The organism is Geodermatophilus bullaregiensis (genome assembly GCF_016907675.1).
Lineage (GTDB): Bacteria > Actinomycetota > Actinomycetes > Mycobacteriales > Geodermatophilaceae > Geodermatophilus > Geodermatophilus bullaregiensis.
This window is the reverse complement of record NZ_JAFBCJ010000001.1, coordinates 4,332,485-4,352,304: the sequence shown is the minus strand read 5'-3', so window position 1 is coordinate 4,352,304 and position 19,820 is coordinate 4,332,485. Positions and strand designations below refer to the sequence as shown.

General features: G+C 71.0%; 25 protein-coding genes. 10 read left to right on the top strand and 15 right to left on the bottom strand.

Going from position 1 to position 19,820, the window contains the following annotated elements:
* Positions 1 to 4: 4 nt before the first annotated feature.
* From JOD57_RS20900 to JOD57_RS20875, 6 genes are all read right to left on the bottom strand, one after another.
* Complete coding sequence (locus JOD57_RS20900) at positions 5 to 445, bottom strand: VOC family protein (protein ID WP_204693774.1); 441 nt, start codon at positions 443 to 445, stop codon at positions 5 to 7.
* 263 nt (positions 446 to 708) lie between these two features.
* Positions 709 to 999: a type II toxin-antitoxin system RelE family toxin gene (locus tag JOD57_RS20895; protein ID WP_204693773.1), complete on the bottom strand. Its 291-nt coding sequence runs from the start codon at positions 997 to 999 to the stop codon at positions 709 to 711.
* Positions 996 to 1,268, bottom strand: a complete 273-nt coding sequence (locus tag JOD57_RS20890; RefSeq protein WP_204693772.1) for a type II toxin-antitoxin system Phd/YefM family antitoxin — start codon at positions 1,266 to 1,268, stop codon at positions 996 to 998. Before JOD57_RS20890 ends, JOD57_RS20895 begins: the two co-directional genes overlap by 4 nt.
* Positions 1,269 to 1,364: 96 nt before the next feature.
* On the bottom strand, positions 1,365 to 1,796 hold the full coding sequence (locus tag JOD57_RS20885; protein ID WP_204693771.1) for an ester cyclase: 432 nt from the start codon (positions 1,794 to 1,796) through the stop codon (positions 1,365 to 1,367).
* A 424-nt stretch (positions 1,797 to 2,220) separates the two neighbouring features.
* Complete coding sequence (locus JOD57_RS20880; RefSeq protein ID WP_204693770.1) at positions 2,221 to 2,859, bottom strand: DUF8548 family protein; 639 nt, start codon at positions 2,857 to 2,859, stop codon at positions 2,221 to 2,223.
* Positions 2,859 to 4,247, bottom strand: coding sequence for a DUF4407 domain-containing protein (locus JOD57_RS20875; protein ID WP_204693769.1), 1,389 nt, complete (start codon positions 4,245 to 4,247; stop codon positions 2,859 to 2,861). Before JOD57_RS20875 ends, JOD57_RS20880 begins: the two co-directional genes overlap by 1 nt.
* 200 nt (positions 4,248 to 4,447) lie before the next feature.
* On the opposite strand from JOD57_RS20875, the gene JOD57_RS20870 reads away from it, so the two are divergent.
* The 4 genes from JOD57_RS20870 to JOD57_RS20855 all read left to right on the top strand — a co-directional run bounded on the left by JOD57_RS20870 (position 4,448) and on the right by JOD57_RS20855 (position 6,990).
* On the top strand, positions 4,448 to 4,864 hold the full coding sequence (locus JOD57_RS20870; protein ID WP_204693768.1) for a cupin domain-containing protein: 417 nt from the start codon (positions 4,448 to 4,450) through the stop codon (positions 4,862 to 4,864).
* Positions 4,865 to 5,114: 250 nt separating this feature from the next.
* Positions 5,115 to 5,312, top strand: a complete 198-nt coding sequence (locus JOD57_RS20865; RefSeq protein ID WP_239572884.1) for a ribbon-helix-helix protein, CopG family — start codon at positions 5,115 to 5,117, stop codon at positions 5,310 to 5,312.
* Positions 5,313 to 5,525: 213 nt separating this feature from the next.
* Positions 5,526 to 5,954: an SRPBCC family protein gene (locus tag JOD57_RS20860; RefSeq protein WP_204693766.1), complete on the top strand. Its 429-nt coding sequence runs from the start codon at positions 5,526 to 5,528 to the stop codon at positions 5,952 to 5,954.
* 175 nt (positions 5,955 to 6,129) lie between these two features.
* Positions 6,130 to 6,990, top strand: coding sequence for a trypsin-like serine protease (locus JOD57_RS20855; RefSeq protein ID WP_204693765.1), 861 nt, complete (start codon positions 6,130 to 6,132; stop codon positions 6,988 to 6,990).
* A 78-nt stretch (positions 6,991 to 7,068) separates the two neighbouring features.
* On the opposite strand, the gene JOD57_RS26515 is transcribed toward JOD57_RS20855, so the two are convergent.
* Together JOD57_RS26515 and JOD57_RS20845 are read right to left on the bottom strand one after the other, a co-directional pair.
* Positions 7,069 to 7,467, bottom strand: a complete 399-nt coding sequence (locus JOD57_RS26515; RefSeq protein ID WP_204693764.1) for a type II toxin-antitoxin system VapC family toxin — start codon at positions 7,465 to 7,467, stop codon at positions 7,069 to 7,071.
* Positions 7,464 to 7,700 carry a FitA-like ribbon-helix-helix domain-containing protein gene (locus tag JOD57_RS20845; RefSeq protein WP_204693763.1) on the bottom strand — a complete coding sequence of 79 codons (237 nt, stop codon included), beginning with the start codon at positions 7,698 to 7,700 and terminating at the stop codon, positions 7,464 to 7,466. Before JOD57_RS20845 ends, JOD57_RS26515 begins: the two co-directional genes overlap by 4 nt.
* Before the next feature lie 179 nt (positions 7,701 to 7,879).
* Here JOD57_RS20845 and JOD57_RS20840 point away from each other — a divergent pair, with 179 nt between their 5' ends.
* A complete protein-coding gene (locus JOD57_RS20840) occupies positions 7,880 to 8,398 on the top strand; it encodes an HAD domain-containing protein (protein WP_204693762.1) in 519 nt (172 codons plus the stop codon).
* A 73-nt stretch (positions 8,399 to 8,471) separates the two neighbouring features.
* Here JOD57_RS20840 and JOD57_RS20835 read toward each other — a convergent pair whose 3' ends face one another.
* On the bottom strand, positions 8,472 to 8,735 hold the full coding sequence (locus JOD57_RS20835) for a type II toxin-antitoxin system RelE family toxin (RefSeq protein WP_204693761.1): 264 nt from the start codon (positions 8,733 to 8,735) through the stop codon (positions 8,472 to 8,474).
* The gene (locus JOD57_RS20830) at positions 8,732 to 9,007 is read right to left on the bottom strand and encodes a type II toxin-antitoxin system Phd/YefM family antitoxin (protein WP_204693760.1); all 276 of its coding nucleotides are present in this window, start codon (positions 9,005 to 9,007) and stop codon (positions 8,732 to 8,734) included. Before JOD57_RS20830 ends, JOD57_RS20835 begins: the two co-directional genes overlap by 4 nt.
* Positions 9,008 to 9,152: 145 nt before the next feature.
* Here JOD57_RS20830 and JOD57_RS20825 point away from each other — a divergent pair, with 145 nt between their 5' ends.
* The gene (locus tag JOD57_RS20825) at positions 9,153 to 9,347 is read left to right on the top strand and encodes a hypothetical protein (protein WP_204693759.1); all 195 of its coding nucleotides are present in this window, start codon (positions 9,153 to 9,155) and stop codon (positions 9,345 to 9,347) included.
* Positions 9,348 to 9,550: 203 nt separating this feature from the next.
* On the opposite strand, the gene JOD57_RS20820 is transcribed toward JOD57_RS20825, so the two are convergent.
* Genes JOD57_RS20820 through JOD57_RS20800 form a run of 5 tightly spaced genes read right to left on the bottom strand, consistent with a single transcriptional unit; the run spans position 9,551 to position 13,440 of the window.
* On the bottom strand, positions 9,551 to 10,198 hold the full coding sequence (locus JOD57_RS20820; RefSeq protein ID WP_204693758.1) for a 4Fe-4S single cluster domain-containing protein: 648 nt from the start codon (positions 10,196 to 10,198) through the stop codon (positions 9,551 to 9,553).
* A gap of 38 nt (positions 10,199 to 10,236) precedes the next feature.
* Positions 10,237 to 11,124, bottom strand: a complete 888-nt coding sequence (locus tag JOD57_RS20815; RefSeq protein WP_204693757.1) for a ComEA family DNA-binding protein — start codon at positions 11,122 to 11,124, stop codon at positions 10,237 to 10,239.
* The gene (locus JOD57_RS20810) at positions 11,105 to 11,320 is read right to left on the bottom strand and encodes a DUF2997 domain-containing protein (RefSeq protein ID WP_204693756.1); all 216 of its coding nucleotides are present in this window, start codon (positions 11,318 to 11,320) and stop codon (positions 11,105 to 11,107) included. The genes JOD57_RS20815 and JOD57_RS20810 overlap by 20 nt, the downstream gene beginning before the upstream one ends.
* 2 nt (positions 11,321 to 11,322) lie before the next feature.
* The gene (locus JOD57_RS20805; RefSeq protein ID WP_204693755.1) at positions 11,323 to 11,775 is read right to left on the bottom strand and encodes a hypothetical protein; all 453 of its coding nucleotides are present in this window, start codon (positions 11,773 to 11,775) and stop codon (positions 11,323 to 11,325) included.
* A gap of 30 nt (positions 11,776 to 11,805) precedes the next feature.
* On the bottom strand, positions 11,806 to 13,440 hold the full coding sequence (locus JOD57_RS20800; RefSeq protein ID WP_307824826.1) for a Ycf46 family AAA ATPase: 1,635 nt from the start codon (positions 13,438 to 13,440) through the stop codon (positions 11,806 to 11,808).
* A 289-nt stretch (positions 13,441 to 13,729) separates the two neighbouring features.
* Here JOD57_RS20800 and JOD57_RS20795 point away from each other — a divergent pair, with 289 nt between their 5' ends.
* From JOD57_RS20795 to JOD57_RS20780, 4 genes are all read left to right on the top strand, one after another.
* Positions 13,730 to 14,632, top strand: a complete 903-nt coding sequence (locus JOD57_RS20795; protein WP_307824825.1) for a phosphorothioated DNA-binding restriction endonuclease — start codon at positions 13,730 to 13,732, stop codon at positions 14,630 to 14,632.
* Positions 14,629 to 15,267: a GIY-YIG nuclease family protein gene (locus JOD57_RS20790; RefSeq protein ID WP_204693753.1), complete on the top strand. Its 639-nt coding sequence runs from the start codon at positions 14,629 to 14,631 to the stop codon at positions 15,265 to 15,267. The genes JOD57_RS20795 and JOD57_RS20790 overlap by 4 nt, the downstream gene beginning before the upstream one ends.
* A gap of 47 nt (positions 15,268 to 15,314) precedes the next feature.
* On the top strand, positions 15,315 to 18,422 hold the full coding sequence (locus tag JOD57_RS20785; RefSeq protein WP_204693752.1) for a DEAD/DEAH box helicase: 3,108 nt from the start codon (positions 15,315 to 15,317) through the stop codon (positions 18,420 to 18,422).
* 124 nt (positions 18,423 to 18,546) lie between these two features.
* Complete coding sequence (locus JOD57_RS20780) at positions 18,547 to 19,743, top strand: hypothetical protein (RefSeq protein ID WP_204693751.1); 1,197 nt, start codon at positions 18,547 to 18,549, stop codon at positions 19,741 to 19,743.
* The last annotated feature ends 77 nt before the right edge of the window (positions 19,744 to 19,820 follow it).

Genomic DNA, 19,820 nt, shown 5'->3' with positions numbered 1-19,820 from the left:
CCGCTCAGGTCGGGAGGTGGACCATCTCCAGCTGGATGTTGTCCGGATCGCGGAAGACGAGCACCGAGTACGGCATGGGATCGGTGGTGTCCGTGACCCCTGCGTGTTGAACGCCCATGCCGTCGAGCCACGCAGCCCAGGCGTCGAGGTCCTCCCGGGTCGCCACCGCCAGCGCGACGTGGTCGAGCCCGGTCACCGTCTCGTCCGCCGGCGTGCCGGAGTTCGCGACGTTGTGGTGGATGCCGATCGCCCACCCCTGCTCCGGCTCGAGCAGCACGATCGCGTGTCCGGAGTCCTCCGAGCCGTAGTGCGGGAACGTCATGGGCAGGGGTTGCAGACCCAGGACACGCTGGTACCACGCGACACTGGCGTCGAGGTCGGTGGCGGTGATCGAGACGTGGTGGAAGCCCTTCAGAGCCGGGCGACCCTGTGCTGTGGCGGTCATGTCCCCTCCCCACTGTGCCGACCGCGAAACCGCTCCGGTGCCCACGGCCGTGGCACGACATGCTCCGCCGGCCGCGGAACCGCCACAAGCCGTTTCCGAGTCCGCCCGGGTCACCAGGCCGGGTCCCCGGCGTGCAGGGATCCCGGTAGCGAGGCCCGGTCTGGAGCTGTGCACGGTCCACCACGCTGCCTACGACCGGCAGGTCCTCGGCATCCGTCCGGACCACACGGTCTCCCGCCAGGCCTGATCGCGCTGATCCGGCGTCACTCCGTGCCGGACGGCGCCGGGGGCCGGTAGACGTCGGACCGGTGCGCGATCCGCATCACGAGGATCTGCCGACTGCTCTCGTCCACCTCGATGAGGACCCGGTAGTCCCCTCGTCGTGCGCTGCGCAGTCCGGCCAGTTCCCCGGTCAATGGCTTGCTGAGTCGTAGCGGGTTGTCGGGGAGGACGAGGGTGAGGAACTCGACCACGGCCGCCGCCACCTTGGCGGGCAGGCGGCCGAGCTGACGTCGGGCCGCCGAGGAGATCCGGACCTCGAACGGCGTGGTCACTCGCCGAGGCCGAACTCGGCTCTCAGCTCGTTCCCGGACGTCGTCTCACCCCGCTCGGCCTCGGCACGGGCCGCATCGATGTCCCGGCGAACGTCAGGCTGCGAGAGCCAGAACAGGGTCTCGTGCAGCGAGTCGAGGTCCGCCTTGGCCATCAGGACGGCGGCTTCGCGGCCGTGCCGGGTGATGGTGACGATCTCGTGCGTCTTCTCCGCTGCCTCGACCAGCGCCGACAACCGGTCCTTCGCCTCGCTGAGCGGGATCGTGGCCATGCATGCAGTCTAGCCGGACTTCTGGCCAGTAAGTCCTCGCTGCAGGCTCGCGGTCCACCATGTCGCCCTGCCAGAAGCGGGGCGGAAGCTGCCTCCTCAGGCGGGAGCGGGGGCCGGGATGGCACCCAACTGCACCATCAGGCCCAGGAAATCGGCAGTCGTCCAGCGCTCGACCACCTGGCCGTCGCGAAACCGCATGATCGTGACGCCCCCGAACTCGTAGGGCCGACCCGTGGTGGGCACGCCCATGAAGTCGCTGCGGTGCTCACCGCTCACGACGAACCGGCCGCCGAACATGTCGCCGTCCGTGAGCTGCTGGTGGAACTCGAGGTGCGGGTTCGGGCGGCCCGGTGCCCCCATTGCCGACCAGAACTGCCCGTAGAAGGCGGCAACGGCCGCCTTGTCCATCGGATCCGGCTCCACGCCGTGGAACCGCAGGTCCTCGGCGTACAGCTCGAGGTAGCCGGGCAGGTCCCCGGCGTTCCACCGCTGCCGCGCCCGTTCGACCAGTTCGGCGGGAGTGGTCATGACTCCTCCTGGATGTCCCGACCTCGCAGCTCCTCCGAGGACCCTGGCAGCCGGACCCATCCGTCCCCAGAGCCCTTCGTCCCCACTGGGCCGGTCGGCGACCGGCACTGCCCCGAGGATCCGCACCAGCACCAGGAGGTCCTCCGGGTCGAGGCGGTCGACCTCGGTCACATGGTGCCCAGGCGGTGCAGGACGTTCCTCCACCGGCTCGCTAGACGCTCAGCGCTGTCGGTCACCCTTGCGGCGTGCCCGCCGCGGACAGAGGGCCCGTGCACCACGCCTCGGCTCACCTCCTGCCGGGAGGTGCCTTCGTCCGCGGCGAGCACCCTGTCGGGTTCCTCGTCGGTGTGGGGGGTCATCGCCACCGGGCCATGGTCCCGCGGTGACACCACACGGCAACTGACGGATCAGCCGGGCCCGGTCGTCAGACCTGCTCGCGCGACCTCTCGAAGGCCCAGAGCGCGTGCTCCAGTCGGGTCGGGCTCTCCCCCGTGTCGCGGGCCGTCGCGAGCACGACGTCCTTCGCCTCGGTCGCGGTCACCACCGGTCGGCGGACCGCGTTGCTGACTGCCCGGATCACCCACCGGTCGGCCTTGACGCCGGGACGGCCGAGCAGCATCCCGAAGTACTCCCAGGTGACCCAGCCCAGGCCACGGACAGAGGTGTAGGCGCGCTTCTGGCGCTCGTCTCCCGGCTGGACGTCGTCCGCGCGGACGACCCCGACTGCGGCGAGCGCCGCGGCCGCGCGGACGATCGCCTCGGCCTTCAGCTCACCGCCGGTCCTCTGACTGCCTACCGCCCGCCCCATGTCGGCCGGGTCGATGGCGGCCAGGGCACCGAGGTCGTCGAGCATCCCCTCGCCGCGGAGCCTCCGGTAGGCCGCCACCGCGCGGTGCACGCCGGTCGGCGCCAGGCCGGGCCGGCCGTAACGGGCGCGGATGGACATGACCGCGTCGACGAGGGCCACCTCGACCTCACCGGGCCGCCCACCCGGCCACTCGACCAGCTCGTCGCCCAGGTGCTCGGCGACGTAGGCGCGCAGCGCGCGGACGTCGTCCTGCATCAGACCGCGATGCGGTCGGACGGGCGGCGGGAGGTCCGGAGCGTCCGCGCGGCCGTGCGGGCCAGGCGGATCGGGCCGGTGTCCCACAGCTGCCGGCCGGGCTCCTCGGCCGGCGGCGCAGGCTGCGACGTCGGCCGGGCGGCGTCCTCGGCGTCGAGCTGGGCCTGAGCCAGGGCGGCGAGGTGGCGGGCGCGGATGGCGGCCTTCTGCCGGTCGAGACGCTCCTGCTCGGCCATCACCAGCAGCTCCTCCTTGGCCTCGGCCACGGTGCGCCGCGACTGCTGCTGCAGCTCCTCGATGTCCAGGTCGCCGGAGTCGCGCATCGCGGCGAGCCGGTCGTAGGCGGTGGGCGGGCCGAAGTTGAGCAGCACCTTCATGAGCACGGGGAGGATCTCCACGCACATGAACAGCAGCGACAGCATGAACTTGGCCACGGCGAGCGTCGCGTTGCGGTCGCTGAGCCGGTCGAGCGCCTCGAGCCGCAGCAGGATGCCGCCGGAGCCCTCGTTGGTGGCGTCGAACGCCGACTGCAGCCGGTCGAGCTCGGCGTTCAGCCGCGCCAGCTCGGCGGAGTCGGTGGCCAGCGCAGCGGCGGCGAGGTCGGCACTGCGCGACTCGGCGCCGTCCGCCGTCGACAGGGCGGCGTCCAGCTCCGAGCGCGCACCGGCGACGACGGCGGCCTGCGCGTCGGCGGCCGCACGGGCCTGCACGTAAGCGGCGCCGGTTCCGGCGTCGCCGGTGCCGCAGGTGCCGTCGAGCTCGCACTGGGCGCGGGCCTCGAGGTCGCGCTGGGTGGCCAGCGCCGCGTCGTAGGCGGCCTGCTTCGCGGTCACCTCGGCCTGCACGGCGGCCAGAGCGACGTCGGTGGCGCCGCCGCTGGCGACGACGTCCTGCTCGGTGGCGACCCGCTCCTCCAGCTCGGCCAGCCCGGTGAAGCGCGCGTCGAACTCCAGCGACTGCCGGTAGGCGTCGGCGGCCTCGGCCTGCATGACGGTGATCTCGGCGTCGATCTCCTTGTGGAACACCTGCAGCGTCAGCGGCGTGGCGACGACGACGCCGAGCACCAGCGCCAGGCCCACCCGCGGGACGGCGAGCGCGAGGTTGCGCTTGAGCGAGGAGTCGTGGGCCATGCCGACCAGCAGCATCCGGTCCAGGTTGACCACAACGGCGCCCCACCCCAGGCCGAGCAGCAGCGCGAACGGCCACCACACGCCGAGGGCCATGTGCAGCGCGAAGGCCGCCGAGGCGACGGCGAGGCCGCCGGTGCTGAGCAGGACGCCGCCGAGCGCGACGAACCGCGAGCGCGCACCGGGCGCCGCCGCGAGCAGGTCGGGCCGCGCGCCGCCGAGGACCGCGAGGCCGTCCCCGAGCCGTCGTCGTCCAGCCATCGCGAGTGCACTCCCCGGCGACGGGGGTTGGACCGTCGCTCCCCTGAGCCATCGGCAGTCGCGCCGCCGGTCGGCACCTCCGCCTCGGTCGCCGTCGTCACACCCGCCCCACGACGGGGGACGGCCGGACCACGACGGCCTCGTCCCGGCCGGAACCGTCCGCGCTTGACCGCGGCCCGGCCGCGCGATCGGCTGAGGCCATGACCGAGCAGCACGCCGACGGCTGGCACCAGCCGCTGCGGCACATCCGGGCCGGCGACCTCACCGGCGACACCGGCCAGACCAGCGGCATGACCCGGCGCGAGGCGGTGTCGGCCAAGACGGTCGGCGCCCAACGGGTGTGGATGGGGCAGACGCACGTCGCCCCACGGACGTCGTCCGGCGACCACCACCACGGCGACTCCGAGACCGCGATCCACGTGCTGCGCGGCCACCCGGTGTTCGTCTTCGCGCAGGACGGCGAGGAGGTGCGGCTGCCCACCGGGCCGGGTGACTACGTCTTCGTGCCACCGCACACCCCGCACCGCGAGGAGAACCCGACCGACGAGGAGGCCGTCGTCGTCATCGCCCGCAGCAGCCAGGAGGCGATCGTGGTCAACCTGCCCGGGCTGACCTGACCGACCGCGCCGCGGGGGCACGAGTGGCGACGCACGCTGCGCCACCACGACCTCGGTGGGCGACTCCTGCTCCACCTTGCTTCGATCGTCGCGAAGGCCGGGACAGAGGCAACCGAGGCCCAGTCGACACTGGTCGTTGACGCTCCCCCAAGAGGCCGTCCCGCCATGGCCTGTGGCCGCATCGGGGCGGCCTCCGCGACGTCCAGGTCATCTGCTGACATCAGGCTCGGCATCATGTGAGGCCGTGGCGATGACTCTCCGTCTCGACGAGCAGGAGACCGAGGCCCTGCGCCGCAGGGCGGAGCTGGAGGGCCGGTCGATGCAGGACGTCGCCCGACAGGCGGTCCGCGACTACATCGAGCGGAACAGCAAGCGCGAGCTGCTCGACCGGGTCCTCGACCGGGAGCTCCCCCGCTGTGCCGAGGCCCTGGAGCGGCTCGGCCAGTGATCCACCTCGACCTCGGGGATCTGCTGCACGTCGCCCGATGGTCGCTGGGCGCGTTCACGGTACGCGACATGAGGTTGTTGGAGCCCGATCTCGCCGGACTCATGCGCGACGGCACGGCCCCGTGGAGCTGACGGGGCGGACGACGTCGCCCACAGCGAGCGCCGCGGCTGCTTCCATGTCGGCATGACCGGCGACGAGGAGGTTCCCCGCGTCGTGAGCGCCAGTCGCGAGATCGCGGCCGGCGCCGGACGTATCTTCGAGCTCATCGCCGATCCGGCCCAGCAGCCCCGCTGGGACGGCAACGACAACCTGGCCGCGGCTGCCGACGGCCAGCGGGTCCGGGCCGTGGGTGCGGTGTTCCGCACGACGCTCACCATGGGCAGCGTCCGGGAGAACCACGTCGTCGAGTTCGAGGAGGGCCGGCTCATCGCGTGGCGCCCCGCGGAACCGGGCGACCAGCCGCCGGGGCACCTCTGGCGGTGGGAGCTCGAGCCGATCGACCCGTCGCGGACACGCGTCACCCACGCCTACGACTGGTCCCGGCTGACCGACGAGGAGCGCCTCCCGCGCGCGCGGGCGACCACGGCCGACCGGCTCCAGGCCTCGCTCGCCCGGCTTGCCGCCCTCGCCGAGCGCGGCTGACCGCTCGCCCACCGGTCGCCGGCGCGACGCCCGCCGGACGGACGCGGACGGTGACGACTGCGGTCACGCTCCGGAACGGTCCGCCTCCGCTCTGGCGTTTCCGCAGCTCTGCTGGCTAACCTCCGGAACCGGTCCTGTCCGGGACCGGAACCGACGCAGATCGAAGGAGATCCGCATGCGGAAGACCGTGACCACGGTGGCGCTGGCATCGGCGCTGGTGCTCGCCGGGGGGACCGCCGCGCAGGCGATCACGGGCAACTTCACCGACGACCACGAGCACGAGTACGTGGGCCTCGCCGTCTTCTACAACCCCGACGGGACCGCCTCGCACCGCTGCTCCGGCAGCCTGCTCACCGACCGGGTGTTCCTCACGGCCGGGCACTGCGTGACCCTCGACGACGAGGGCACCGTGGCCACCAGCGCGCGGGTCTACTTCGAGCAGGACGTCCAGGCCGACGTCCCGGGCTACCCGGAGTCGGGCGGCGCGACGTCGCACGAGATCTACTCGTACGGCTACGAGGGCCTCGACGAGATCCCGGAGACCAGGGACGCCGGCCTCCTGCTCCTCGACGCCCCGGTGCAGACCGTGTACCCGGGGATCGACGAGTACGCCTCGCTGGCCACCGCCGGCGCGCTGGAGCGGTACAAGGCCGCGCACCCGGGCAACTCGGCGACGACCACGATCTCGGGCTACGGCGTGCAGGAGAGCAACGGCAGCCGGACCAAGACGGTGGCCTACCGGGAGCGGCTGACCGCCCAGAGCTTCATCATCGGGCTCAACGGCACCAACGCCGGCGGCTACAACGTGAAGCTGTCGACCAACCCGGGCGACGGCCGCGGCGGCACGTGCTTCGGGGACTCCGGCGGCCCGATCCTCATCGGTGACACGGTGACCGCAGTCAACTCGTTCGTGGTGAACGGCGCCTGCGCCGGGACGGGCTTCGCGTACCGGACCGACACCGCGGACGTCATCGCCTTCATCCTCGCGAAGGCCGGGTCCGAGGCGGGCGAGATCCAGTTCGACGACGTCGCCTGACGCACCCCTGACGGAGGCCGTCCCGCCGTGGCCGATCACCGCGGCGGGACGGCCTCCGTCGTCTCGGCTGGGCGCCCCTCAGCCGACAGGGGTCCGGAAGCGGCACCGCGGCCCGGACGCTCCAGCGAGCCTGCGGTCGAGGGTCCACAGGTCGGCGTCCAGCTCCTCGGCGAGGGCGACGTAGGCGGCGTCGTAAGCGGTCACGGTGGGGTGCAGCGCCCAGACGCGGTCGCTCAGCGGCTCGAACGGGAAGGTCGTCACCGACAGGAGCACGAGGTCACGGTGGGCCAGCGCCGCGGCGTCGCGCCCCAGTCGCTGCGTCAGCACGGCACGCCGGAGGACGTTCGACACCTCGACGTGGAGGTGCGCCGGTGCCGCGAGGACCTCGCCGCGGAGGCCGTGACGGGCCCAGGCGCCGTCCGGGCCGTCGTCCACCAGCGCCGCGACCACGACGGATGAGTCGACGACGATCGTCACCGTCGGTCGTCGTCGCGGAGCTGGGTGATCTCCTCGGCCGCCAGCCGGCTCCCCGTCGTCCTGACCCGGTGCTCGACCCGGTCCCAGAGATCCACGGGACTGGGACGCCGCGCCAGCTCGTTCAGCTGCGCGCGCACGTACTCCTGCAGCGACTGCCCCGCGCGAGCGGCACGCGCGGCGAGCTCATCGCGCGTCTCGTCCGGCACGTCGCGGATGGTCATCGACACGGGCACGCATGCACTATAGCAGCGTTGCATGCACGGTGCTTGACACTACGAGCGCTGCCGCTCCGTCTCACGCGCTCGGGACCGGCCGGAGCTCAGCGGCTTCGCGGCTCGTGGTGATCGGCGTCAATCCCTCCCCCGGGTCCGGAGCAGTCGACCGCGCGTCCGTTCCGGGCGGAAGATCGGCCATGCGCTCCACCTGGGACCGTCCGATCCTGCTGCTGGACGTCGACGGTGTGCTCAACGCGCCCCGCCGGGAGCTGCGCGAGGGCTGGGAGCGGGGCGTGTTCAACGGCTTCGTGCTGTCCTGGGACCCGACCGTCACCGCCCGCCTGCGGGAGCTGCACGAGTCGGGCCGGGTGGAGATCCAGTGGCTGACCACCTGGTCCACGGACGCCGACCGGCTGCTTGCCGAACCGATGGGACTGCCGCGCGGGTTGAGGACGCACGCCCGCGCCGGCGCCGCACCGGTCGGGTTCCTCGGGGCGCTCGACGGTGCGTCGGGGTGGTGGAAGCTCGCCATGGCCCGCGAGGTGGCCGAGTCGGAGCCCGACCGCCGGATCGTGTGGATCGACGACGACCTGGCCGAGCAGGCCACCGACACCGGGGACTGGCTGGCCGCTCACCCGCACGTACTGGTGGTCGCCCCTGACCGGGCCGTTGGGCTCACCCACGCCCAGCTCGACGAGATCGAGGCCTGGCTGTAGCCGTGGCGTCCGTCGTCCACTGTCCGCGCCGACGGCCCCCCTTCACCCGCCGGCCACCGTCGCCAGCCCCTGGTCACCGCCGCTCATAGACGTCTCTCCGGTGACCGATCTTGACGACCAGGACCAGCAACTCCCGGTCGCGGATGTCATAGACGATGCGGAAGTCGCCGGTCCGCACCCGCCACTCCCCGGCTCCGCCGACCAGTGGCCGTGCTCCCGGCGGACGAGGGTCATCGGCCAGGAGGTCGATGGCCGCCTGGACCCGCCGGCGACCCGGCGGGTCGAGCTTGCGCAACTGACGGACGGCGGCCGGCGCGAGCCGGATCTGGTAGATCACGTCAGGCCCAGGTCGGCCTTCACCTGCTCCCAGGGCACCGGCTCGGCCGCCGTGTTGCGGAGCTCCGCCCGGGCGGCCTCGGCATCGAGGATGTCGGACATGTCCTCGGCGAGCCCTTGCAGGCGTTCGAGGTCTTCCGCGGCGATGACCGCCGCCACCCGCCGGCCGCGGCGGCTCAGGTAGACCGGCTGGTGAGTCGAGCGGGCCTGGTCGACGACGGCAGCGAGGTCCTTGCGCGCCTCGGAGACGCTGCGCTCGCTCAGCTCGGACATGTACACAAGTTACATCTGAGCAGTGTCAGCCCACACGCTCCCCGGTGGGGCGACCCGCGGCTCGGAGGTGCACGAGTCGGGCCGGATGGGAACTCAGCGGCCGACTGCCCGAACCACGGACGCCGACCGGCTGCTGGCTGAGCCGATGGGACTGCCGCGCGGGTTGAGGACGCACGCCCGCGCCGGCGCCGCACCGGTCGGGTTCCTCGCGTCGCTCGACGGCGCGTCGGGGTGGTGGAAGCTCGCCATGGCCCGCGAGGTGGCCGAGTCGGAGCCCGACCGCCGGATCGTGTGGATCGACGACGACCTGGCCGAGCAGGCCGCCGACACCGGCGACTGACTGGCCGCTCACCCGCACGTGCTGGTGATCGCCTCGGACCGAGCCGTCGGCCTCACCCACGCCCAGCTCGACGAGATTGTGGCCTCGCTGTGACACCTCGCCGGTGCGACCTGTACCGGCAGTCGTCGAGGGCCCGGACGACCGTCGGCCGGTCGGAGTCACAGCGCGATCCGTCGATGGCAGGGCCGTGACGTCGGGACGGGTCAGGAGCGTCGCGGACCGTCTCCCCGGCGTCCGACACCTGCGAGCAGACGGTCCAACGTCTCCGTGTCGGCCCAGCCGTTGACGGCGACCAATCCATCGCGGTTGACCCTGATCTCGAGGCGGTCGGCCTCTTGATTCAGCGCGGACAAGCGGTCGGCGTAGCGTTTGGTGAGAGCGTGCAGCCCCTGGTTGGTGGACCCGATCCACGGCCTGGAGACATCCAGCCGGTCCTGGAGAAATGGGCCGTCCGCGAGCAGATCGGTGGACCGGAGCAGCGTCGCGATGTCGGAGCGACCGACCGCCCAGGTCCGGAGCACGGGGAGTTCGTAGCCGGTGAAGGTCATCACCGACAACCCAGCCGCCTGCACCAGGGCAGCCAGTCGCGCCAACGGAGCCGCTTGTTCGAACGGTTCACCACCGAGAATCGTGACGCCCTCGACGTCCCCGGCCGTGGCGCCGGCGATGATCTCGCTCGCGAGCTCGTCGACGTTGCGTTTCACACCCCCGCGCCGGGTCCACATCTGCGGGTTGAAACAACCTGGACATCGGATAGAGCAGCCCTGGACCCATAAGGCGGTGCGCCGGCCGGGGCCTTCCGCCTGGGTGACCGGCACCAGGCGGGCGACTCCGACGACGCCCTCGGGCACCTGCTCGGGCGGTGCCGGAGGCTCCGTGGCGAAGCGGCTCAGAAGTCCACCACCCGTCCGCCACTCGACCCGCCCGCCGGACGAGGGGACGCAGGACGGCTGCAGTGGACTAGGCGCCTGATGTGCTGGTGTTCGTGTGGGGCCAGGCCCGCGACCTCGGCAAACTCCTCCACCGTGCTGAAACCGCCTCGGTGAGCGCGAGCGATCACCAGCCTCCCCGCCCGCTCTGGGGTGACGCCGGGCAGTGCCACGAGCTGGTGCTCAGTGGCCTCGTTGATGTCGAGGGGTGGGACCGAGGAGGGGGCCTGAGGCGCGTGGGACGCGGTGGGCGCTCCGAGCGGAGCCGGGTACGCCACTGGAGGCGCCGGCGGAGGTGGCGGGGCGGGGTCGCCGGTCAGTGTGGCCACCGGTTGCTGCGGGACAGCCGACGGTGGCGCAGCTGCGTAGAACCGTGACGAGTCGATGCCGAGTGCCGATAGCTCCGCCGGGGGCCCCGGGACGGGGACAGTGCCGCCCGCGACCGGTTGCTGCGCCTGCTGGGCGTACCAGGGAGTGGTGTCCTGCGACCGCCAGGTCAGCCAGGCGCGGTTACTGAGCAGCGCGTGCACGATGCCGCCCACCCACAACGCCACGAGGAAGCCGCCCAACCACTCGTTCGACTTCCCGTCGGGGCCTTCGGTCCCGTCGGTGAAGTAGAAGCCGACTGCGGTGGCGACCGCGTACAGGGCTCCGGCGACGAGCCAGGCGCGCCGGCGTGCCTTCCACCCGATGTAGAGGAACGAGGCCCAGGTGACCATGCCGAGGCCGAAGAGGGGACCGAGCAGCCAGAGGCTGTGCCGCCGGCGCCAGGAGGCACTGAGGAGCCTGTTCTCGGCGGATCGCCCAGGAAGCCCGTTGAACCGAGGATCAGTACTGGCGTAGGTCATTGCGGTTGTCCAGCTCCTGCTGTGTGGCGGTTCGGGTGTAGTCGGCGGTGTAGGCGCTGTCGGTGGTGGTGGCCTCGAGGAGGTCCTCCAGCACGGCGATGTAGTCGAGGCAGGCGACACCGGTGACCTTCCTGGTCTCCGCGGTGACGACCCCGTCGACCCCGACGCGGACGTGCAGCTCCACGGGATCGGTCATCGTCAGGCGCTCCGCTGCACGGTGAGGACCAGGGTGACCGAGGCGTCGTCCTCGACGCTTTCCGACTCGAGCCGCAACCCGACGGCCGGTGCCCGTTGCCGCAGCCGCTGCAGGACGGCAGCCTGAACGCGCCGACCGTAGGCGGCGTCGATGAGGCCCACCACCTCACGGGCCCGCTGCTCGTCCACGTCACCGCTGAAGTGGGCGTTCCAGACGCCGGCCATGTCGCGGTCGAAGCGAGCCGCCATGCCGGTCCACCGAATGAGCAGGCTGTCCGCCGACGCGTCAACCGAGGCACCGGTGTCCTCCAGGGCGCGGGCCAACAGGGCACCGTCGCGCATCCGGGTGGACACGGAGCAGACTGGACGGCCGTCCGCCGACCGACGTTCCATGGCGTCATGGGCTGCGGTCACGGCCGCCACAGCCAAGGGCAACAGCACGAGCGAGATGCTCACGTCCTACTCCACCTCCGGGAGCCGCCGCGGTCAGAAGTCGACGAACCGGCCGCCGCGGGCCGGGGCCGTGGGTGCGTGCCCCAAAACCCCAGGCGTCGCAGCTCCTGACACGAGGGCGGGTTCCGCTGCACTGGCCGCAACGGCCCGCACGTCGGCCCACTCGCGCACGGCCTGGATCTGCTCGGCCTGCGTGACCGAGAGGGGCACCATGTTCCGGAGCGCCCGGAGCAGGTCGTCCCCCCGCAGCGGGCGACGCTCGGCGAAGGCGTCGAACAACCCTGCCGTGACCGCCTGCTCGATCTCGGCGCCGGAGTAGCCCTCGCTCTGATCGGCCAGGGCGTCGAGCAGTTGCCGGTCGCTGTCGAGCCGACCGCGCACCTCGTCGCTGCGGACCCGCTTCAACAGCTGGATGCCCCAGATGTCGCACCGCTCGGACCGCGTCGGCAGGTCGACGAAGAAGATCTCGTCAAATCGTCCCTTGCGTAGGAACTCCGGCGGGAGCCGGTCGATGTTGTTGGCGGTGGCGATCACGAACACGGGACGCGACTTCTCCTGCATCCAGGTCAGGAACGAGCCGAACACCCGGGACGAGGTCCCCGAGTCACCGCCGCCGCCAACGCCGGCGAAGCCCTTCTCGATCTCGTCGATCCAGAGGACGCACGGTGAGATGGCCTCGGCCGTGGCGATGCCGGTCCGCATGTTCTGCTCGCTGGAGCCGACGAGTCCGGAGAAGACCCGGCCGATGTCCATGCGGAGCAGCGGGAGACCCCAGGCTGAGGCGATCGCCTTCGCGGTCAGGGACTTGCCGCAGCCGGGAACCCCGGTGATCAGGACGCCCTTGGGGGCCGGGAGCCCGTAGGCCGATGCCTCGGCGAGCCACGAGTCGTTCCGCTTGGCCAGCCACCGCTTGAGGTTCTGCAGGCCCCCGACGTCGTCCAGCTCGACGTCGACCGGGATGAACTCGAGCAGCCCGGACTTGCGGATGGTCTGCCGCTTCTCCTCCAGCACCACGTCGACGTCGTCGGCGGTCAGCCGTCCGTCGTTGACCATGGCGCGGGCGAAGGCGTTCTCCGCCTCGCCCACCGTGAGACCGAGGGCTGCCTTGGCCAGCTTCTCCTTGCCGCGGTCGTCCAGGTCGACCTGGATGCGCCCACCGGCCAGGTTCGTGCTGATCATGCTCTCAAGGAGCTGACCGATCTCCGACTCCCGGGGTAGCGGGAAGTCGAGCAGCGTCACGTCCTTCTCCAACTCCGGGGGGATGCGCAGCAGCGGGGACAGCAGCACCAGGGCACGCGGCGCCGCTCCGGACTTGAAGGCGTACGCCAGGTCGCGGAGGCGCCGGACGACGGTGGGGTCCGCAGGCCGATTGCCGTCACCGAGCGACGTGTGCAGGTCCCGGAACACGAAGACGGCCGGCTCGTCGACCCGCGCCGCGGCCTCGAGCGCGGCAGCGGCGTCCCGGCTGCTGCACCGGTCCGTCGACCCGTTGGGCGAGACGAGCCCCTCGGTTACCGACCACGTCCAGACGCCGCGCGGTGTGCGCAGGCCTGATGCGACGGAGGCGACCTCGGAGATGACCCGCTGCTCCTCGAAGCTCTCGACGTAGAGGAGGGGGAACCGCGCCTTGAACATGTGATCGAGCGTCGAGCGGAAGGATGCGCTCACCTGAGGAACTCCCGTGACGGACGAGACAGCCTGAGCACTCGACCTGCCGCCCCGTCGAAACTCGTGCTCAGGACCGTCAGCGACCTCGACGGCGACAGGACGCTAAGCGACCGGGAGGCCGCGCCGCCGCACATCGGGACCGTTTCGGTGCGGAATGGTCCCTACCGTCCCGCTCGCCACACCCGAACCAGGCACTCACCTGCCGCGCTGGGTGCACACCTGCCTCGCTCGATCGCCGTGCACCGTCGCGGTGCGCACAATCGGCCCGGTCGTAGAGGATGGTGGGGTCGTGGCAGATGCTGATGCCCGGACCCGAGCCGTCCTCGGTCGGCTGGCCGCGCTGCGACAGCACCAGCAGGACGGCAGGCGCTCCCCGCACAAGCCGCTGCTGGTACTCCTGGCGCTGAGCCGGTTTGCAGCCAGCGGATCGAGCGAGCTGCCGTGGGACGTCGCCGAGCGAGAGCTCGCGGAACTCATCCAGGAGTTCGGCCCGGCGTCGAAGACTCCACGAGCCCAGAGCGCCGCCTATCCCTTCACCCGCTTGCGGTCGGACGGTGTGTGGACGCTGGACCGGGACGTGCCCATGGACAACGTCGGCCCGCTGCGGGCCGGTGTGACCGGCCGACTGGAGGCGTCGCTGGAGGCGGCACTGCGGTCACGTCCCGGGCTGGTCGACGACGTCGCTCGCGGGCTCGTCGAGGCCCACTTCCCCGCCACGGTCGCACCCGACGTCCTGGTCGCCGTCGGGCTCGACCCCGAACTCCTCCACGGCGGCACGGTCGCGCCTGGAACGGGTCGGCGGAGGAGCAGCTCGTGGCCGGCGCGGGTGCTGGAGGCGTGGGACCGCCAGTGCGCGTTCTGCGGCTTCGACGGCCAGGTCGGCGGCGTGCCGGTGGGCCTGGAGGCGGCGCACATCCGCTGGTTCACCGTCGACGGGCCGGACGAGCTCGACAACGGCCTGGCGCTGTGCTCGCTGCACCACAAGCTCTTCGACCGCGGTGTGCTTGGCCTCGACGACGACCTGGCGCTGGTGGTGTCCCAGCGCTTCTCCGCTCGAACCTCCCACGGCCGAGCCATCTACGAGCTCCACGGTCGTCGGCTCCAACCGCGCCCAGGGACACCGACGCCAGCCGCGCGACACGTCGTCTGGCACCGCGAGCAGGTCTTTCACGGGCTACCACTGGCCGCATGAACGAGGAGCACGACAGCAACCTGGACCTCGACGCAGTAGCTCGGTTCCTCGCCCCCGACCGCGTCTGGCGTCGCGAGGACGTCCTCCGCAGGCCTTGCCCGATCCCCGCCGTCCCCGGCGTCTACGGGTGGTGGTTCGACCAGCCACCGGCGCTCATCGACTCGAGCAACTGCCAAACCTGGCAGGGCCTCACGCTCCTCTACACGGGGATCAGTCCCAAGCGACCGCCGGTGAACGGACGACCGCCGAGCAAGGGCCAACTCCGGCAGCGCATCAGGACTCACTACTCGGGCAACGCCGAGGGATCGACGCTCCGTAAGACGCTCGGCTGTCTCCTGGCCGACGAGTTGGGCATCCAGCTGCGCAGAGTCGGTTCGGGGCGTCGACGCACTCTCGTCGCTGGAGAGCAGGTCCTGTCGGCCTGGATGGCCGAGCACGCCTTCGTGAGCGTGGTCAAGCATCCGCGGCCTTGGGAGCTCGAGGACCAACTCATCGCCACGTTGGACCTGCCGCTCAACCTGGACGGCAACAGCCGCAACGCCTTCCACGGTGACCTCTCGGAGGTCCGTCGCCGCGCCGTGGCCACCGCCAACGAGCTACCTGTCGTGCCGAATCCAGGAGTCGGTGGCCGCTGACCGAGTGGCTCACGAGCTGACGGTTGTGTTCCGGTTACGGTCCGTCCATGGGGGATCTGACACCCGGCGTCTACGAACACTTGCTGACCGAGTCGCTACACGACCGTCTGGCCGGCATGACTCCGGAACTTCTCTCCCTTGGTGAGTTGGACCCCGCAGACGCCCATGAGGTCCTGACGCGGCACATCACCGAGCTGGCGTCGCGCGCCCTGCGCATAGCCGGCGGCAGTGACCGCACCGCGGTCAGTCGGCAGGTCGCGCTAGCGAACGACATGGTCAAGGCCATCACCGCAATGGCGCCGGAGGCCGCAGCCCCTCAGGACGCCGTCGTCGAGCCGCCGCGCACGCTGCTCGCCGTCGCTCAGCCCTCCCCCACACCCGGCCCGGCGACCTTCCCGGACCGACCGGCCGTCCCGATGTCCACCAGCGCATTGCTGGTCAACGGTCGCGGTCAGCCGCGTATCGGCTTCGAGGTCGCCCGCGAGCTCGCCTCCGCCGATTCCGTCGACCTGCTGTGCGCCTTCATCAAGTGGCAGGGTCTGCGGGTCCTCGAGAAACAACTCACCGAGCTGCGCGAGCGCGGCGGCCGGCTGCGCGTCATCACCACCACGTACATGGGCGCCACCGACCAGCGCGCCCTCGACCGCCTGGTCGAGCTCGGCGCCGAGGTGAAGGTCTCCTACGAAACTCGGACGACCCGGCTGCACGCCAAGGCATGGCTGTTCCGCCGCGCCACCGGGCTGTCGACGGCGTACGTCGGCTCCTCCAACCTCTCGCGGACCGCCCTGACCGACGGCCTTGAGTGGAACGTGCGGCTGTCCAACGTCGAGCAAGCGCACCTGCTCACCACGTTCGCCGAGACCTTCGACAGCTACTGGCTCGACCCGTCGTTCGAGATCTACGAGCCGCCCCGCGACGGCGACCGGCTCCGCGAGGCCCTCGCGGCCGAACGCGGCGGCCCGTCCGACCTGCCAATCCAGATCACCTCGCTAGACGTTCGCCCCTATGGCTACCAGCAGGAGATCCTCGAGGCACTCGACGCCGAGCGGACCGTCCACGAGCGGTGGCGCAACCTCGTCGTGATGGCGACCGGCACCGGCAAGACGGTCGTCTCCGCGCTGGACTATCGACGACTACGCGACAGCGGCATGGTCGACCGGCTCCTGTTCGTCGCCCACCGCGAGGAGCTGCTGACCCAAAGTTTGTCGACGTTCCGCCACGTCCTACGCCAGGGCGACTTCGGCGAGCTGTTCGTCGGCGGCCAGCGGCCCCGCGAGTGGCGGCACGTGTTCGGCTCGGTCCAGTCGCTCAACCAGCTCGACCTCGACAAGCTCGACCCCACCCACTTCGACGTCGTCATCGTCGACGAGTTCCACCACGCGGAGGCGGCCACCTACCGACGGCTGCTCGAGCACCTCAAGCCCATTGTCCTCCTCGGACTGACGGCGACGCCCGAGCGGGCCGACGGCGCCGACGTGCGCACCTGGTTCGACGGACGCACCGCTGTCGAGCTACGACTGTGGGAGGCACTCGAGCAGAACCTGCTCGCGCCGTTCCAGTACTTCGGCATCCACGACGACGTCGCGCTCGACCAGCTGCGGTGGAAGCGCGGCCGCGGGTACGACGTCGCCGAGCTGACCAACGTCTACACCGGCGACGACCACCGCGTCCGGCTGGTCCTGCAGGCGGTGAAGGACAAGGTCGAGGACCCCGGCCGGATGCGCGCGCTCGGCTTCTGCGTCAGCGTTCGGCACGCCCAGTACATGGCCGAGCGATTCACCAGGGCCGGCATCCCGAGCCGCGCGGTGATCTCGACGTCGACCCGTGAGGAGCGAGCCGCGGCGTTGGCGGCGCTGCGCGACCGGACGGTGAACGTCCTGTTCACCGTCGACCTGTTCAACGAGGGCCTCGACATCCCGACCGTGGACACCGTGCTCTTCCTCCGCCCCACGGAGAGCGCGACAGTGTTCCTCCAGCAGCTGGGCCGTGGCCTACGCCTGGCCGAGGACAAGCCCTGCCTGACCGTCCTCGACTTCATCGGCTTCCAGCACAAGCAGTTCCGCTTCGACCTGCGCTTCCGCGCGCTGACCGGCAGCTCACGACGAGGTGTGCAGCGGGACGTCGAGCAGGGCTTCCCCACCCTCCCGGCGGGGTGCCACATCGAGCTCGACCGTGTGGCGCAGCGGATCGTCCTCGACAACATCAAGCAGTCGCTGAACGTGTCGTGGAAGGGGCTGGTCAGCGAGGCGAAGCAGGAGAAGTCGCCCTCGCTGTCCAACTTTCTCGAGGAGACGGGCGTCGAGCTCGAGGACCTCTACCGCGGCAACGGCCGCAGCTGGTTGGACCTGCAGCGCGCGGCCGGCTGGGTCGACGACGTGCCTGGCTCGGACGACGCCCTCCTGGGCGCCGCACTTGGCCGGATGCTGCACGTCGACGACCTAGAACGGCTGCGGTTCTTCCAGTCGGCCGCGCGACCGGGCACCGCAGCCCAGACCAGCGCTCGTCTGCGTCGACTGACCGCGATGCTGCACTTCTCCCTGTTCGGCTCTCGGACACCGTTCAGCAGCATCGAGGAGTCGCTGGCTCGACTGCTGGCCAACCGTGGCCGCGCCCAGGAGCTCGTCGAGCTGAGCGACGTCCTGCACGAGCGGATCCACCGGGTGGCTCGCCCGCTGAGCGAGGCCGGCGACCGTCCGCTACACGTGCACGCGCGCTACAGCCGCGACGAGGCCCTCTCGGCCTTCGGGCTCGAGGACCTCAACGGCACGTGGGGCTCCGGCGTGCGCTGGGTGCCCGGCGACCGCGCTGATGTCTTCTTCGTGACCCTGCAGAAGACGGAGGCGCACTTCTCCCCCACCACGATGTACGCCGACCACGCCATCACGCCGACGCTATTTCAGTGGGAGTCGCAGAACGCGACGGCCGAGCGATCAGCGACAGGTCAGCGCTACGTCAACCACCGGGAGATGGGCACGTCCGTGCACCTGTTCGTCCGGGAGTCCAAGACGGCGGACGGCACGCTCGGCACGCCGCCCTACCTCTACGCCGGGCCGATGTCCTACGTGTCCCACACCGGCGAGCGCCCGATGCGCATCCTGTGGCAGCTCGACCATGCGCTGCCGGCCGATGTCTTCCACGCCGCCAAGGTGGCGTGAGCCGTCGATGCACCACCCTGGCCACCGTCCTGATAATGCAGCAAACCGAGATCCTTGCAGCAGTCGCGGCATGACCCCCGACTCTCGGGCCTCGAGTTCAGTGGTGAAGTGGTCAGCCGCGGGCATGAGCGGTGAGATCGCCGAAGGCTGCGAGCAACTGCTCGCCGCCGAGGCGGCACGTCGGCCCACAGAAACGATCCCCGAGGCACTGGACTGGGCCCTCGCCTGGAGCCTGACCGGGCTGCCGTTCGAACATGCCGCGCGTTGGTGTGACCTTCCCTTGCCGCTCGCTGACCTTCCAGTCGCAGCGGCGGTCGCCACCCGTCACGGTGTCACACCCTGGCTCATCGAGGCGTGGGTCGGACTCGACGTGCGGCCCACCGTCGGCGACATCCCCGTCATCGGGGAGCTGCAGAGAGTGGGCTGGGGCAGGCCCGCCCTGGACCTCGTCGCCACGGCAGGTTCAGTCGACGCATCCCGGGCCGTCGAGCTGCTTGCCCGACTTCTGGTTCTGCCCCCGGCCACGGTCCTCGACGGCATCCGCACCGGACTCGACCTTCCCGCCGCGGTCGAGCTCGCGGAGTATGCCGAAGCAGGCGGCGCCACGGGGCAGCTTCTGAACCGTCTCTTGCGCGACCGGGTCGTCTCCGAGGAGCTGGGAGCGCGGATCAACGTAGCGATCACCGACATCGGCGACGCCATGCCGACCGGGCTCTGGGCCACACCCGCGGAACCGGACGCACGCGTAATCCGCTCGATGCGCGCCAGCCTGCCGGAAGGTCTGTGGGCGGTGTTCCTCTCCGCCGACGAGGAGAACCCCGGGCCACCGGAGGTCGACGAAGCGAACGGCGGCAACACTGACGCCTGGACGCGGAACGACAACACCTGGGGACTGATCGATCCTCCGGAGGACCGCGCGGTCGAGCCGACCATGAGGTGGGCGACGGCCCACCAAGTCGACGCGCTGCGCAGGTACCTGGCGAGCTACCTGCGCTTCCTCGAGCCAGGGGACTGGGTCGAGCTGTCGTGGCCGCCGACGGGGAACCTCACCACGGACGGCTACTGGAGCTACCGGGACCTGATCGAGTGCGACGAGCATGGCACAAACTGGGACGACGACTGTGCCGTCTGCGAAGAGAACCGCGACGCCTGGGATCACGAGGACGATCCGGTTTGCATCCACAGCCCGGCCCAGTGGGACTGGTACGTCGACGTACAGACGATCCGAACCATCGACGATGGTTACGAGGACGGCGTCGACGTCGACAGCTGGTTAATCATGACCACGGCGATGGATCCACGCGAGGTGCGCTACCTGTAGAGGGGCGGAGCTGGGTGGCGTAGCGCGTGCTGCGGAGCTGACACAGCGATCGACCGAGCCGCTGCAGCAGATGGAGT

What these genes read in the sequence shown, in the direction of transcription:
- JOD57_RS20870 (WP_204693768.1), top strand. Translation starts at nt 4,448, where the DNA reads ATGACCGAGCAGCACGCCGACGGCTGGCACCAGCCGCTGCGGCACATC.
- JOD57_RS20830 (WP_204693760.1), bottom strand. Translation starts at nt 9,007, where the DNA reads ATGTCCGAGCTGAGCGAGCGCAGCGTCTCCGAGGCGCGCAAGGACCTC.
- JOD57_RS20810 (WP_204693756.1), bottom strand. Translation starts at nt 11,320, where the DNA reads ATGACCGATCCCGTGGAGCTGCACGTCCGCGTCGGGGTCGACGGGGTC.
- JOD57_RS20815 (WP_204693757.1), bottom strand. Translation starts at nt 11,124, where the DNA reads ATGACCTACGCCAGTACTGATCCTCGGTTCAACGGGCTTCCTGGGCGA.
- JOD57_RS20785 (WP_204693752.1), top strand. Translation starts at nt 15,315, where the DNA reads ATGGGGGATCTGACACCCGGCGTCTACGAACACTTGCTGACCGAGTCG.
- JOD57_RS20825 (WP_204693759.1), top strand. Translation starts at nt 9,153, where the DNA reads ATGGGACTGCCGCGCGGGTTGAGGACGCACGCCCGCGCCGGCGCCGCA.
- JOD57_RS20840 (WP_204693762.1), top strand. Translation starts at nt 7,880, where the DNA reads ATGCGCTCCACCTGGGACCGTCCGATCCTGCTGCTGGACGTCGACGGT.
- JOD57_RS20790 (WP_204693753.1), top strand. Translation starts at nt 14,629, where the DNA reads ATGAACGAGGAGCACGACAGCAACCTGGACCTCGACGCAGTAGCTCGG.
- JOD57_RS20780 (WP_204693751.1), top strand. Translation starts at nt 18,547, where the DNA reads ATGAGCGGTGAGATCGCCGAAGGCTGCGAGCAACTGCTCGCCGCCGAG.
- JOD57_RS20875 (WP_204693769.1), bottom strand. Translation starts at nt 4,247, where the DNA reads ATGGCTGGACGACGACGGCTCGGGGACGGCCTCGCGGTCCTCGGCGGC.
- JOD57_RS20885 (WP_204693771.1), bottom strand. Translation starts at nt 1,796, where the DNA reads ATGACCACTCCCGCCGAACTGGTCGAACGGGCGCGGCAGCGGTGGAAC.
- JOD57_RS20900 (WP_204693774.1), bottom strand. Translation starts at nt 445, where the DNA reads ATGACCGCCACAGCACAGGGTCGCCCGGCTCTGAAGGGCTTCCACCAC.
- JOD57_RS20890 (WP_204693772.1), bottom strand. Translation starts at nt 1,268, where the DNA reads ATGGCCACGATCCCGCTCAGCGAGGCGAAGGACCGGTTGTCGGCGCTG.
- JOD57_RS20865 (WP_239572884.1), top strand. Translation starts at nt 5,115, where the DNA reads ATGACTCTCCGTCTCGACGAGCAGGAGACCGAGGCCCTGCGCCGCAGG.
- JOD57_RS20855 (WP_204693765.1), top strand. Translation starts at nt 6,130, where the DNA reads ATGCGGAAGACCGTGACCACGGTGGCGCTGGCATCGGCGCTGGTGCTC.
- JOD57_RS20880 (WP_204693770.1), bottom strand. Translation starts at nt 2,859, where the DNA reads ATGCAGGACGACGTCCGCGCGCTGCGCGCCTACGTCGCCGAGCACCTG.